Consider the following 13,720-nt stretch of genomic DNA (forward strand, 5'->3'; position numbering starts at 1 on the left):
CTTCGACGTCCGGCGTGTTCGGTCAAGTTCGCGCAAGTTCGCGGTTGTCCGGTGTCCCTCACCCCGCTGACCTGCGCTGATCCCTCAACGCCCCAACGGATAATCAGATCAGGTTCCAGCGTGGTGTTCCACCGCTTCCGCCAACCAGGACAGCGGGATCACCACAGCGAAGGGACCACCGTGTACCGAGGGTTCATCCGCAGGCCCAAGCGCCTCGCGGCAGTGACGGGGCTGGCCATCGCCGTCGGCCTGGCCGTCGTACCCGCCCAGGCCGACAGCAGGCCCAGCTACGAGTCCCCCGTCTCGACGGGGACCACCGGCCAGGGTGCGGCCCCGGGCGGGCCGGTCACCCGTGACCAGGTCATCGCCCGCGCCAGGCACTGGGTGGAGAAGACCGTTCCCTACAGCCAGTCGCACTGGTGGAAGGACGACGCGACCGGCGGCCGCTACCGGCAGGACTGCTCGGGGTTCGTCTCCATGGCCTGGCAGCTGAAGGACAGCCTCACGACCCAGTCGCTGCCCGACGTCGCAGACAAGCTCGCCGGCTTCTCCGAGCTGGAGGCGGGTGACGCCCTCGACTACCCGGCCGCCCACGCCCTGCTCTTCGGCGGCTGGACCGACAAGGCCAAGGGCGACTTCGTCTACTACAGCGAGAGCCGTGGCGGGCGGCCCGCACTCAAGGAGAGCGCCAACATCCACGACAGCCGCATCGCCGGCCACCCCCGCACCGTGTACGTCCCGCTGCGGTACAAGAAGCTCGTCACCACCCCGGCGCCCGCCCCGGCAGCGACCGCGCCGTCGGGCACGGCGTCGCCCGCCGTTCCTGTACCGCCGGGCCCCACGGGGAAGCCGACCGCGCCGGACGCGACCGCGCCGGCGCCCGCCGCCAAGGCCCCGGCCGCCGAAGCCAGCGAGGCGGGAACGAGCTTCGCCGCCACCGACGACCAGCTGTACGCCGTCTCCCCCAACCACTCCGCCGTCTACGAGTACACCGGCAAGGCCGGTACGTGGACGAGGGTCCGCGGTACCACGGGCCGTATCTACACCAGCGGCAGCACCCTCTACGCCACCGACCTCGGCAACGGCGACATCCACCAGTACGACCGCGCCCGCAAGACGTGGACCCGCATCGGCGGCCCCGGCGCGGAGTTCGCCGCCACGAACGGGCGCCTGTACGGCATCAGCCCCGACCGCTCCGCCGTCTACGAGTACACCGGCAAGGCCGGTACGTGGATCCGGATCGGCGGCCCCGCCGACCGCATCTACGCCGGCGGCGGTGCCCTCTACGCCACCGGCCCCCGCGGCGGCGGCATCCACCAGTACGACGGCGCGAAGAAGACCTGGACCCGCATCGGCGGCCCCGGCGCGGAGTTCGCCGTGGCCGGCGACCGCCTCTACGGCATCAGCCCCGACCAGCAGGGCCTGTACGAGTACAGCGGCAAGGCAGGCACGTGGATGAAGGTCCGCGGTGCCACCGGCCACCTCTACACCAACGGCAGCACCCTTTACGCCACCGACGGCGCGGGCGCGATCCACCAGTACGACCGGTCCGGGAAGACCTGGACCTCGATCGGCGGGCCCGGCGCGGACTTCGCCGCCACCCGCGACCGGCTCTACGGCGCCAGCCCCGACCACAGCGGGGTCTGGGAGTACACCGGCCGCCCCGGGGTGTGGATCCGCATCGGCAGCCCGGTCGCACCCTGACCGGCATCGCGCCGCTGGACTCCCTCACACCACTTTGCGTCGAACATCCCAGAAAGGGATCGCAATGCACCCCATCGTGCCCACGCACACATGGCAGGCCCCCCGGCGGGCCGCCACCCTGTGGCGCAGGTTCCACGGAGCGTTCCGCATGCTGTGCCTGCTGGCCGTCGGAGTCGTGGCCCTCGGCGTCGCCGCGAACGCAGCACCCGCCAAGCGGCAGGTCGCACAAGCCTCCGGCCCGGTCGCACTGGAGCAGATCGTCGCCGCCGGGGACTCGGTCTTCGCTCTGGCCGCCGACCAGCGGGGCGTCTACGAATGGTCCAAGCACCAGGACAACTGGCAGAAGGTGAAGGGCGACGCGCAGAAGCTCTATGCAGGCGGTGGCAGCGTGTACGCGATCGAACCGGGCCGCGGCGACATCAGCAAGTACGGCGGCAATCCTGGCCAGTGGAACCGCATCGGCGGCCCCGGCGCCACCTTCGCCGCCACCAGCAAGCACCTCTACGGCATCAGCCCCGACGGCTCCGAGGTCCGGGAGTACACCGGCCGGGGCGAGACGTGGAACAAGGTCGGCGGCCGAGCCAAGAACCTCTACACCGGCCCGGACAGCACCCTGTACGCGACCAACCCGGACACCGGCAACCTCTACAAGTACAACGGTCAGTGGAGCGCCGTCGGCGGCCCCGGCGCCACGTTCGCCGTCACCGACAACAACCTCTACGGACTGACCCCCGACCGCACCTCGGTGGTCGAGTACGACACGGGCAAGAAGAAGTGGAACAAGGTCGGCGGGCCCGCCGGAAACATCTTCGCCAGCAACACCCTCTACGCCACCAGCCTCGGCACTGGCGACCTCTTCAAGTACAACGGCCGCCCCAACCTGTGGAACCGCATCAGCGGTCCCGCGGCTGCCTTCGCGACCAGCGGAGACCACCTCTACCGCCTCGCCCCCGACCACCGCTCCGTCCAGAAGTACGACGGCAACGGTGCGACGGAGGAGTGGGCCACCCTCGGAGCGCCGGCCGCAGGCCCCGCCCCGTCCGCCGAGGCGAAGACCGCCCTCTACAAGAGCTGGAACCAGCTCGGCGACGAAAGCCGCAAGGCCTGGACGACCGCCCGCGACGAACACCTTCGTGGCGTACCCGACCCCTACGGATTCCGGTGGTCCACGAACTATTGCAACCTCTCCCGCGACATTCCCTTCAAGGAGTTCGACTTCCGGGACGCGTGCGCCCGGCACGACTTCCTGTCCCGCAACTACCGCGACATGTACGGGGAGAAGGCCTTCAGCAACAACCCCGACGGCCAGAGGCACATCGACACCATTCTGCGGGAGGACATGCGCGACACCTGCAAGGACAGGGCCCCCGTTGTGAAGCAGTCGTGCGAGGGCACTGCCTGGACGTACTACACAGTTGTGGCAGATGTCTCGGCCATCCCCGACAGCTTCAACCCGAAGGGGTGGTTCAAGGAACTCGCCGAGGGATTCGCCGGGCCCCCGTGGATGCGATGACCCGACCCGTCACGCGCGGAGAGGCCTGCCTTCGTCAAGGATCTGAACGACCCGCGGTGAATACAGCCGCAAGGCCTTCCAGAACAACGACGACGGCCACAACCACATCGACGTGGTCTTGGAAGACGACTTAATCGGGACCTCCAAGGACCGAGCACTACCCACCTGCCCGGCCAGCACCCAGCTGGCCGGGCAGACGCAGTCCCGGGTCGGGCGGAGCCCCCGTGCCCCGCATCCGCCGCGTGCAACAGCTCCGTCGTGCCGCGCACCAGCGCGCTGCCGTTCCGACACAGCACTGAGAGCAACGCCGAAGTGCGCCCAAGGGCCGCACCATCTGCCCGCCGGGACGTAAGGAGATGGAGCCCCGGACGGCTGACGATCCCGGGTTCTGACCCGCTCACCCCATCGGGGGGTAGCCGTACGTCTGATCGTCCGTCTCCCCCGGGACGACGGGATTGTTCCTCATTTCGCGCACGACCAGGGGAATGAGAGAGGTCACGAACAGGAAGAAACCGCTGCCGGTGAACCACCATCCGGCGGTCGTCAGGTCGGAGGAGCCGGGGGCTTGCTGGAACTGCCCGATGACGAAGAGCACCAAACTGACCACGACGGTGCCCACGGCCACCCGCGCCAGCCCGGCGAAGCCGGCCTCCGTGGACTCCGGAGGCGTCGCGGGACCGGCCGCAGCGGGGGGCGGCACCGGGTTACCGGCACCGGCGGTGGCCTGCGTTGCCGCCCCGGCAACACGCGACTTGCCTGCGGCTTCGCCGTCCTCCCGCGCGGCGGGATGCCGGTCGAGGACCTGCCCGACCGCCTGCAGCGCCGGGGCGAACATCGTGTCCTCATCGTGCCGGCCCTGCTTCTCCTGTTCGGCTTCGGCCGCCGCCAGTTCCACCTGCAGGCCCACCAGGTCCTCGCGCAGCCGGGCCGACTCCACGCGCAGCTGGTCGCGTTCCTGTCGTAGGGCGCTCGCCTCTGCGGCCGAGTCCTCCAGCAGGCTGCGGACGGCCTGGATCTTGTTCTCCTGCGCGAGCAGGTCCTGGCGCAGGCGGGCTTCCTCCTCTTCCCGGCCCCGCAACTGCTCCTCGCCCTCGACTCGGGCCTGGTGGAACTGGTCGTCGAAGTCGGTGCGGTCGCGTCGGCGGGCGTCCTGTTCCTCCTGGAGCAGGGTGCGCAGGCGGGCGGTCTCCTGCTGATGGTGCTGTTGCCGGGTACAGAGTTCGTCCTCGGCGGCGGTGAGGGCCTGGCTGGTGGTCTCGTGGCGGGCCAGGAGGTCGTCGTAGTCCGCCTGCTGTCGGCGGTGCTCTCCGGTCACGGTTTCCAGACGGGCCTGCACACGGTCGTGCAGGAGGACGGTCTCCTCGTACGCGTCGGCCATCACCAGGCGGTCGGCGAAAGCCGGGTGCGCCTCCCCCAGGGCGGCGGTGTGCATGCGCAGCAACTGGGCCCTCACCTCGTCGGTCACCCCGCAGAGCTGGATGATCGCCTCGACGGTGGAGCGCTGGGGAAGCCGGTCTCCTGAGAGGTTCCTCGACAGGGTCGAAGTGCTCGTCTCCGCACCTGGGGCGACGTTCTTACTCGCCAGGTCCGCGGCCGCGATCAGGGACCGGAGGTGCTGCACGAGCGCCAGCTTGTGCGGACGATTCTCGAAGACTTTCGGATTCAGCTTCTTCAGCGGCCGACGCGCCGGCCGGGGCGGTCCGCCGCCGGGGGTTCCTCCGTCGCCAGTTCCCTCCTCGGCAACACCCGTCATGTCTGTTCCCCCAGTTGACAGCTACGGAAAGAAGATCGTTTCCCTTGGCGCACCCGCTTGCGGGACGCAACTCTCTAACCACACCCCGAGGAGTGCAGCCTCGATGGCAGCCCGGCAGGGGGTGACGTTCCGCGACCTTCTATGTACTGAGGAGAACCATCATGCCGAGCCGTCCTGCCCCGCGTCGCAGCTTTCCCGTCGATCTCGCCGTATTCCTGGCGATCCTGGCCACCGGCGTCATCCTCGTCCTCGTCGGTCACGTCTCCCCCGAAGCCCTTGCCGGGTACGCCTCCGCTCTCGCCGGCCTCTACGCCGCCTACCACCACCGCCCCACCCGCACACAACGGGAATCGCCCGAGACCTCGCCCACCCCCGCCGGGGAAGGCCAGAAGGATTGACCGCCTCTGACCGCCCACGCGTCGGCGCTCGGCGACCTCCGTTTCAGGGAGGATCCCGAGCGCCGCTGCCCGTCTCCGGCGCCGACAGAACGCCACAGGACCTACCGGGGCTGCTCAGCTACAGGCGAATGGGTCGTTGAGCGGCCTAGTTGGCCAGAGCAGGGTGATGGTGAGGCAAGCACCGCGTGCCAATACGAGTGCGGTTCAAGATCTATTGCCGTTGGGCTGTCCTCCCGGGACCGAAGGGTGATGCTGATGCCGTCAGTGAAGGGAGCCCTGCATGGCCTCCGAACAGCTACCAAAGCCTCACGCTTCGCCCATAGGCCCAGCCGATGGGCTTGAAACCACCTCGTCAGCTCCTCACAGGTACAAGATCTGTGCCGATGGGCGGCTCTACAAACTGAGCGTCGCCAGTCTTCCTGCCGAGTTCGCAGGCCCTTCGCCGAAATATGACGGCCCGGCGCCTGACGTGATGGAGGCCGTCTGGGCACGGGAGGCAGCGGTGACAGGAGACAGTAACGCCATAGACCGCTTCACCGCCCGGGTGCTGGTCCTGCGGCAGGGCGGCCAGTGGCGGGAGGCTGTATCGACGGCCCTCCTGGGGGACTGGGCACTCGCGCTCGATACTCCTGATGGCCTCCCCTACACGTCAGCAGTCGCCGACCTGCGCACTGAGGCGCTGGTGCTTCACCGACAACTGACACCGCTCTGGCGACGGAGGACCGGAGGCTCGCGAGTGCTGCTCTTGGATACTCCCCTCGGAGACGGGATCACGCTGTACGACCTGATCATCGGGAGTCCATCCACCCAAGAGTTGGCGCTTGGAGCCGAGCCAGACGACGCCCGATTGCGTGCCGTCCTCAACGCTCTCTCACCGGAGGAACGGAAGGTCGCCTTGGCCTGGGCGCGACCGGAAGTAGCCACCTGGACGGAGGCAGCCGCGGCCGCGGCCGTTGCCGAAGCCGATTCAATGGCTCTCGGCGAACGAGTACGACGCAAACTCAAGCGGCTAGGGAAGCTACAGGCCGAACGGACTGCAGCCTCAGCGGCATACAAGACCGAGTGGGGCCTCCGATGAGCCTGCTCACCGCCGCGGTGCCCGAGTTTCTCGGAAGCCTGGCCGCCGCGATCACATTGGCTGCGGGAGCCCGGGTCTTCCGCGCGGTTCGCTACCGCCGGCATGCAACACATGGCGCGACACGCGCTCCTGCACCCCCCAGTGCACAACGAGCCGCCTCAGACGATCATTCGAATACGTGACCACCAGCGCTTCCTGCATGAGGTCCGCCGGACGCCGAAAACGGGCGCCGGGTCCGCTGCGACGGCGAGATCCGCGGCCGAGCCATCGGACCCGGCGATCTCCTGGAGTTCCTGCGACGGGCTGGCCTGGACCCGGGCGACGTCCGCCTCGATGACGCACGCCTGACCGAGTGGCGCGGCGGCGGGCCAGCCGTCTGGACCCCGGATGCCCGCGAGAAGTGAGCGAGTCCGGGTGAGGGGGCCCTGCGGAAGCTGTGAGTGAAGCTCCGAACGCGGCGGAGGGGAGCCACCCAAATTTGGGTGGCTCCCCTCCGCCGTGCCGTGATCAGCGCTTCCTGCACGGCCGGAACGCGGACGGGTGGCGATCTGCCCGGTCCCTGTGCCGCTCATCCATCCGGGGGGGGTAGTCGTACGTCTGGTCGTACCGGGCGCGCTAATGGCCGCGAGCCCGCAGGGCGCAGGGGTCGGGTTTGGTCTGGGCCGGTGATGTGGTTGGCGTCGGTGAGGTGCTGGGCGTGGGGGTAGGGCTCGGTGTGGGTGAGCTGCTCGGTGTGGGAGAGGGGTTCGTTGAAGCGCTGGAGGACGGCACGTTCTGAAAGAAGCCAGAGGGGGGCGTGCCGGAAGGCCAGATGATGGCCGCCGGCTCGTAGGCGAACGCCGCCTGCTGCACCTGTCCCCGGCCTTCGAGACCAGCTCGGGGCATGAGCTGGTCGGCGGCTTGGGCCTGGTTGGGCTGACAGGTGCCAGGGGTCCCGGTGAGGGAGTCCCCCGCCAGGACCGCGGCCAGGGCCAGACCGGCCACCGCGGTCGCCGCGGCCAACGGACGTAACGCGGGGCGCAGGACGAGGGCTTTCCCCTGGCGCCACAACAGCACGCCGGAGCCAGCGGAGCCGGCGGCGCCAGCCCGAGTGTGCGGGCCGTCGCCTTCTCGCGGTGGCGACCCGTGTGCTTGGGCGGCCGTGCGGCGGGCGCGCTCTATGAGCTCGTCGGCGTCGTGCCGGGCCTGGGCGCGTACTTGGGCGGCGTCGGCTTCCGCGGTCGTGCGGATGCGGTCCGCCTCCGCGTGGGCGTCCTTGCGGACGGCTTCGGCTTCCAGGGTGGCATCGTCGAGGGTCTGCCGCACGGTAGCGCGGACCCGTCTACTTGCAGGCTGGGCCTGGCGCTGGAGCAGCTTCACGTCCTGCCAGCGGCCGCGCCAGGCATCCGCGAGTTCGGGATCGACCCGGAACCCGGCCGCAGCGGCCGGATCCAGGTCCCCGGGAGTGGTGACGACCCGGACGAACTCGAGCAGTGCCTCCCGCGAGGTGAAGCGCGTGCCGGCCAGCATCTCGTTGAGACCGGCCTTGGTCAGCCTCGGCCTCACCGCGGCAGCGGCAATCGTCGCGTAGGACGGAGCGCCATTGGTGATGTGCAGCCGGTTCAGCTCATGCGTGAACTCCCGCAGCGCGTTCTCGAACGCGGTGATGGCGGTGGCGTCGTGCGGTTCGATCCCGGGATCTTCTTCTGTCACCGGATCACCCCCCTTGTCCGGAAAGCAACGCTAGAGGGCCCCGACGCCGTACGTACACGGAATCTGTCGAACGATGCTGAACGCCTGACGGCGTTCGAGATCAGGCCCGTTCCCCAGGGCTGTGACCAGCGGTGTCCGGGTCCATGCGGGCCCGTACGGATCACTAGGAACCCGCCCCGGTGACCGCTCTCCTGGAGACATGACCCACAACGACGCGACACCCCAGACACCCGACCCCGTACGGCCCCCCACCCAGCCGGAGCCGCCCGCACCCCCGGCAGCGCCCCGGAACGGAACCCACGACACCTTCGTGCTGATCGCCCTCCTCGGCACCTGCGCAGGCGTCTACCTCGCCGTCGGGGAAGCCGGCTTCGCAGGCGTCATCAGCGCCGTCGCCGGCCTCTACGGCACCTGGCGCATGCGCCACTGAACCCGTGAAGGATCGAACAGCTCATCCGGCTCTCCCGCAGACCGCCCGTCCGTTCCTTCCCCAGGCTCTGCCCGGCGTGGAGGCTGGAGGCTCCCGGGCGGTCATGATGCCGTTTACGTCTAGCGCTTTGTGAAGTCGTGCACTGGCCACGGGGAGAGGTCGAAGACCACCAGAGCCACCCAGGCCAGGTAGATGGCGACCGCCAGAATGCGGGCGGGCAACTTCGGTACGCGTGCAATCCTGAGCCCCCCGTACACGGGCAGAAGGCCGATGAGAGTTCCCGCGAACACGTCACCAAACCCTGCGCTACCGCCTTGAAGGAAGACGACCCGGCTCTGGCCGATCAGGTAACTGAGCACGCCGAATGACACCACCACCACACCTGCGAATGCTCGCATCATCGCGATGTCAAAGAAGGACTCCTTCTCAGCCTGGGCCGCGTCCCGCTCATCGTCACGCTCCACGAGGCCGGACCAGACCGCCGCCTGTCTTGCGCGGCTCCGGCGCGCAGCGGCCGGGCCAGGGTCTGCGCCGGCAGCCGCGTCCCGCAGAACGGGCCCGAGGTGCGCAGGGCCTGGTGAGTGGAGTGCTGGGGCCAGACGGGCGGGGCCGGCTGCGCGCAGAGGCCCGTTGAAAGGACGTCCTCCGAGATGGAATCGACCGAGCAGTCGCCCGCGGATCGTCTGCATGCTGGGCAGCCGTTCACCCCTTGTCCGTTTTGTCGGCTTTGCCGACTCCTCGCTTTGCTGCCACGCAGGTTGCTGAGGTGTTCCCCCGTCGCCGCGCACCCCCGGCCTGTCCCAGGGTGAGAGGTGTCCCGGACGGGCCCGACGGCTCGCCTGCGGACCCGTCGACGAGGAGGAGCCAGCCATGCCGGACACCCTGAAGGCCGCCGTCTGCGAGCCCAGCCTGACCCCCCGCGAGCGCCAGGTCGTGGCGCTGCTCGTGGGCGGCGAGACGTACTGCGGCATCGGCCGGATGCTGGGCATCAGCCCGCACACCGTCGACACGCACCTGCGTCGGCTGCGCGACAAGACCGGCACGGCCAACCGCACCCAGCTCGTGGTTTTCGCCCTCCAGCGCGGTTACGTCTCCTGAGCCCCACCAGGCGCGCTTGATTTTGCCCGGCTCTGCTGGCATTTGCGGGTATCTGAGCACCCTTCACTTTGCGGTCACGCACGTTGGTGAAGGGCCCGCTCCCGTACGTACGCCACCGGTCCGCGCCAGTGTTGTCCACGCACCGCAGCCGCACCACACACCGCACCGGGCCCGCTCAGCGGGCGGGCCCCGCCACGTCCCTGGGGAAACCATGCCGAAGCGCCTCGCCCTGCTCCTCACCGCCGTCGCCGCCGCCGCCCTGCTGGCCTTCCAGCCCGCTTCCCCCGCGTACGCCGACGACGTCGACTGCGGCCACATCGTGCTCCAGTCGACCGGCACGTCCCTCTCCGAAACGGAGTTCCAGGCGGGCGGCGATGGCCGGATGGAGCCGTGCGACACCTCCTGGGGCGGCTGATCCCCGCTGGGGACGCTAGGCCGGCGCCAGGTCGGTGAGCACGTACCGTCCCCCGGGCGTCAGCTCCACCGACCAGGACCAACGGGCCGGGATGTACAGCACCTCCCCCGAGCGCAGCCGGCACTGGAAGCCGTCCGCGCCCACGCCGCCCCGGTCACCGGACAGGCGCCACGTCCCCGCCCCCTCGATCTGATGGACCACTCGGTGCGCGGCGGGACCGCCCGTCCCGCCGCTCCGGGCCACCAGGTCCGTACCCGGGCCGAGTTCGAGGGCCAGCCCGTCGAGCACCTGCGACCACTCCGGGGCGCCCAGGGCCGGATGCTCGTACTCGGGCCACAGCACACCCGGCGCCCGGTCCAGATGGACCGACAGGAACAGCACCAGCTCCGTGAGATGGGCCGCGCGCTCTGCCGCCGCCCAGGGCGCGATGGTCCCGCCGCCGTCCATGCCCCGCCCCCGCTCCTCGTTCGAGACGCCGCCCGTCAGACGTCCTGCCCGGGCGGTACGACCAGCATCGGGCACCTGGCGCCCTCCGACCAGCCGCGAAAGTCCGCTCCCGAGAACACGCGACGCGACGGCGGTGCTCAGCCCGCGTCCGCTCCGGACGGCGGCTGCCCCTCGAAACCGCCGCCTGCCGCCAGCAGCCCCTGAGCAGCCGCGTGGGCACCCGCCTGGAAGCGGCTGGCGGCGCCCAGCTCCTCCATGATGTCGGCGATGTGACGGCGTGCCGTGCGCAGCGACATCCCGAGCCGCCGGGCGATGGCCTCGTCCTTGAGCCCGGCCGCGAGCAGCCGGACGATCGTCTCGTGGATCTCCCGGGAGACCTCTTCGAGCCCCTGGTCGGCGGCGTCGGCGAAGGGTGTGGCCCGGTCCCAGGTCTGCTCGAAGATCTCGCAGAGGTAGGCGACCGTGGACGGCTCCCGTATGACGACGGCACCCCAGCTGTCGTCCCTGACCGGGATGAACGCCACCTCGCGGTCGAACACGATGAGCCGGCCGAACAGCTCGTGCGCGGTGCGGTACTGGCCGCCCAGCGCCGACGCGGCGGCCACGTACGCCTGGCTGGGCCCGTTGAAGCGGGCCGTGTGGTGGTAGAGCGTACGCAGCCGGATCCCGCGTGCCAGCATCGCCCGGTCCCGCACCAGCGCCTCCTGCATCGCCTCCGGGACCCGCGCCCCGCCCCCGGGCTGGCTGGTCAGGACCTCCATGCGGCAGCGGTCCGAGGCCTGGTTGAGGGTGTTACGGACGTCCTGCACGTTCTCCAGGAGCTCCAACCCCTCACCGCGCGTGCGCCGCTGGTGGTAGCGGGCGACGAACGGGCCGAGGTCCTCGCGCATCCCGGCGAGCCCGGCCTGCTGCTCCCGTATCCGTGCCTCCACGGGCGCGGCGAGCTGCGCCAGCGCCGTCTCGGGTGCCACCGCGAACACCGCCTGCGACCCGCCGGGACCGGTCTGCGCGTGCAGCAGCCGGGCCCGCCGCAGCCGCTCCAGGCTCGCCCCGGCCTCCTCGGCGGTGATCCCCACGCCCTCGGCAACGGCCTCCGGCTCGCCCGTCCGCTGCTCCAGCACCCAGCCGTACACGGCCAGGTCGGTCTCCCCCAGCCCCTGGGCCGCTTCGAACAGTCCCGATTCCCCCTGCACTGCCACCCCTTGCCCGTCGCCGCCGGCCCGACAGGTCGTGCCGGCCGCCGGCGCATTGGATGCCCGGGCCAGGATAGGCAGAAGAGATCACCGGACGGCAGACGGACAGCCCCCGAGCACAGGGCATCGGGGGCTGTCCGCATCCGTCCGTAGGGATAGGAGGAGGAGTACGAGGAGACGTCACGCAGCGCGCATGGCGTCACGGGCGAGGGCGACCAGCGTCCGGGGAGTCAGGGCGTCCACCGCACGGCGCTGGTGCTCGATCAGCGTCGCGGCGGCCTCGGTCAGCTCCCGGTCGTCCAGCGGCCGCCCCGGGATGTGCGCCCCGTCGGCGAGGATCGCCTGCAACAGGGCGTACAGGTTCGCGGTGCCCGCCTCGCGCACGGTCAGCGACAGATGCACGGACGGCGCGTCCCCCACGGCGTCGGCGCGGTGCGCGAACCCCCGCGGTACGTACAGCACCTCGCCCGGCCGCAGCACGGTCTCCAGGAGCACGTCACCCGGGTCGCCGTCCTCCCGGGCCGGCTCCCAGTTGCCGTCGCGCGGGCCGGCGTGGATGTGCCAGCGCTTCTCGCCGCTGATCTGGATCGCGAGGACGTCGGCGTCGTCGCGGTGCAGGGGGCGGCCCTGGGTGCCGGCCGGGGTGCGGAAGAGGAACGCCTCCACCTGCCGGCCGAGTTGCTCGCCCAGCCCCGCGGTCAGCTCCCGCACGCCTTGGTGCCACTGGTCGACGTACCGCAGGAGTACGGTGGCCCGCTCCTCCTCGACCAGGCGCCGTACGAGGTCCCCGTCCGCGTAGTCCTCGACGAGCTCACCGAGCACCACCCGCGGGGTGCAGAACCGCTCGACGGGCACGTGGCTGTCCGCGTGGACCAGCCCGATGTACGGAACTTTGAGCAGCCCCGCATCGAGAAGAGCATCCGGCTCGGCGGCGCCGATCACGTCCACCGGGGGGTATTCGGGACGCAGCACAGCGGGTGCGCGGCGCCAGTGCGCGGCGAAGAACTCCTGCTCGTCGCCCACGCATCGGGTCAGCCAGTCCATCGTCGGTCTCACTCTCGCTCAGGCCGTGGGGCGGCTGCTGTAGGCGTGCAGGCGGGCGCTGTGCACGAGGGAAGGGGCATCGGCGGCGTCGAGCCGGTCGTGTACGTGGGCCAGCAGGGCGGCGGCCGTCGCCGTCAGGTCGTCGTCGCCGAGGGGACGGGCGGGCAGGGCGAGGCCTTCGGCGAGGAAGGAGCTCAGCTCCGCCCGCAGGTGGTCGGCCCCGGCCTCGCGCAGCACGATCGTCAGGTGCAGCGAGGGGCCGTCCGCCGTGGCCTGGGCGGTATGGGCGTACCCGTTGGGCACGTACAACACCTCGCCGGGCCGTACGACGGTGTCCAGCAGCACTTCACCCGGGTCGTCCTCCCGCACGGGCTGCCAGTGCCCGTCCGTCGGCCCCCCGTAGACCTTCCAGTGCTTGGCACCGCTCAGCTGGAGCACCAGGATGTCGCCGTCGTCGCGGTGCACCGCACCGAAGCGCCCGGGTTGCGAATAGAAGAGGAATGCCTCGACGAGCCGGTCGAGCTCCCGTGCCAGTCCCGCGGCGAGCTCGCGCACCGGCGGATACCAGTGGTTGACGTAGCGCAGCTGCAAGGTGGCCTGCTCGTCCCGGATCAGGGCGCGCACGCGCTCCGCGTCGAGCCACCCCTCCAGGTACCGGCCGGCCACCACCCGGGGCGGACAGTAGGCCGCCTCGGGCACCGCGCCCGCCATGGTGAACAGGCCGGCGTACGGCACCCTCAGGGTGCCCGAGTCCAGCAGCTTGTCCAGATCCGCGAGCCCGAGAACCTCGGTCGGCGGATCGGCCGGCCGCAGCAGAGCGGGCCCTCGGCGCCACTGCGTGTGCAGGAAGCGGTCCGCGTCGGTCACACAGCGTTCGAGCCAGTCCACGGCTCACTCTCCTTGTTCCGGCCCGGCTGCGGGGCCCGCCGCCCATGCGGTGGGCGGGCCCCAGCAG

General features: G+C 70.6%; 14 protein-coding genes. 7 read left to right on the forward strand and 7 right to left on the reverse strand.

Annotation, left to right across the window (positions count from 1 at the left end; genetic code table 11):
* The first annotated feature begins 180 nt into the window (after positions 1-180).
* Together OG429_RS40240 and OG429_RS40245 are read left to right on the forward strand one after the other, a co-directional pair.
* Positions 181-1,704: a hypothetical protein gene (locus tag OG429_RS40240; protein WP_328930581.1), complete on the forward strand. Its 1,524-nt coding sequence runs from the start codon at positions 181-183 to the stop codon at positions 1,702-1,704.
* Between the two features lie 76 nt (positions 1,705-1,780).
* Positions 1,781-3,217, forward strand: a complete 1,437-nt coding sequence (locus OG429_RS40245) for a phospholipase A2 (protein WP_443051327.1) — start codon at positions 1,781-1,783, stop codon at positions 3,215-3,217.
* 397 nt (positions 3,218-3,614) lie between these two features.
* On the opposite strand, the gene OG429_RS40250 is transcribed toward OG429_RS40245, so the two are convergent.
* Entirely contained in the window at positions 3,615-4,838 is a 1,224-nt protein-coding gene (locus OG429_RS40250; protein WP_328930582.1) for a helix-turn-helix domain-containing protein, read from the reverse strand.
* A 293-nt stretch (positions 4,839-5,131) separates the two neighbouring features.
* Here OG429_RS40250 and OG429_RS40255 point away from each other — a divergent pair, with 293 nt between their 5' ends.
* Together OG429_RS40255 and OG429_RS40260 are read left to right on the forward strand one after the other, a co-directional pair.
* A complete protein-coding gene (locus OG429_RS40255) occupies positions 5,132-5,368 on the forward strand; it encodes a hypothetical protein (RefSeq protein ID WP_328930583.1) in 237 nt (78 codons plus the stop codon).
* 280 nt (positions 5,369-5,648) lie between these two features.
* On the forward strand, positions 5,649-6,446 hold the full coding sequence (locus OG429_RS40260) for a hypothetical protein (protein WP_328930584.1): 798 nt from the start codon (positions 5,649-5,651) through the stop codon (positions 6,444-6,446).
* Between the two features lie 615 nt (positions 6,447-7,061).
* Here the strand turns inward: OG429_RS40260 and OG429_RS40265 are convergent.
* The gene (locus OG429_RS40265) at positions 7,062-8,138 is read right to left on the reverse strand and encodes a hypothetical protein (RefSeq protein WP_328930585.1); all 1,077 of its coding nucleotides are present in this window, start codon (positions 8,136-8,138) and stop codon (positions 7,062-7,064) included.
* Positions 8,139-8,337: 199 nt separating this feature from the next.
* On the opposite strand from OG429_RS40265, the gene OG429_RS40270 reads away from it, so the two are divergent.
* Positions 8,338-8,568, forward strand: a complete 231-nt coding sequence (locus OG429_RS40270; RefSeq protein WP_328930586.1) for a hypothetical protein — start codon at positions 8,338-8,340, stop codon at positions 8,566-8,568.
* A 119-nt stretch (positions 8,569-8,687) separates the two neighbouring features.
* Here the strand turns inward: OG429_RS40270 and OG429_RS40275 are convergent, their stop codons facing one another.
* Positions 8,688-9,032, reverse strand: a complete 345-nt coding sequence (locus tag OG429_RS40275; protein WP_328930587.1) for a hypothetical protein — start codon at positions 9,030-9,032, stop codon at positions 8,688-8,690.
* A 406-nt stretch (positions 9,033-9,438) separates the two neighbouring features.
* Between OG429_RS40275 and OG429_RS40280 the strand changes: the two genes are divergently transcribed.
* Both OG429_RS40280 and OG429_RS40285 read left to right on the forward strand, forming a co-directional pair.
* Entirely contained in the window at positions 9,439-9,666 is a 228-nt protein-coding gene (locus OG429_RS40280; RefSeq protein WP_328930588.1) for a response regulator transcription factor, read from the forward strand.
* A gap of 211 nt (positions 9,667-9,877) precedes the next feature.
* The gene (locus tag OG429_RS40285) at positions 9,878-10,081 is read left to right on the forward strand and encodes a hypothetical protein (RefSeq protein WP_328930589.1); all 204 of its coding nucleotides are present in this window, start codon (positions 9,878-9,880) and stop codon (positions 10,079-10,081) included.
* A 15-nt stretch (positions 10,082-10,096) separates the two neighbouring features.
* On the opposite strand, the gene OG429_RS40290 is transcribed toward OG429_RS40285, so the two are convergent.
* From OG429_RS40290 to OG429_RS40305, 4 genes are all read right to left on the reverse strand, one after another.
* Complete coding sequence (locus OG429_RS40290; protein ID WP_328930590.1) at positions 10,097-10,603, reverse strand: hypothetical protein; 507 nt, start codon at positions 10,601-10,603, stop codon at positions 10,097-10,099.
* Between the two features lie 62 nt (positions 10,604-10,665).
* Positions 10,666-11,721: a helix-turn-helix transcriptional regulator gene (locus OG429_RS40295; protein WP_328930591.1), complete on the reverse strand. Its 1,056-nt coding sequence runs from the start codon at positions 11,719-11,721 to the stop codon at positions 10,666-10,668.
* Positions 11,722-11,901: 180 nt separating this feature from the next.
* The gene (locus OG429_RS40300) at positions 11,902-12,765 is read right to left on the reverse strand and encodes a JmjC domain-containing protein (RefSeq protein ID WP_328930592.1); all 864 of its coding nucleotides are present in this window, start codon (positions 12,763-12,765) and stop codon (positions 11,902-11,904) included.
* Positions 12,766-12,783: 18 nt separating this feature from the next.
* Positions 12,784-13,653 (reverse strand): JmjC domain-containing protein, encoded by an 870-nt coding sequence (locus tag OG429_RS40305; RefSeq protein ID WP_328930593.1) that lies wholly within the window; start codon positions 13,651-13,653, stop codon positions 12,784-12,786.
* Positions 13,654-13,720 lie beyond the last annotated feature (67 nt).

The organism is Streptomyces sp. NBC_00190 (assembly GCF_036203305.1).
GTDB lineage: Bacteria > Actinomycetota > Actinomycetes > Streptomycetales > Streptomycetaceae > Streptomyces.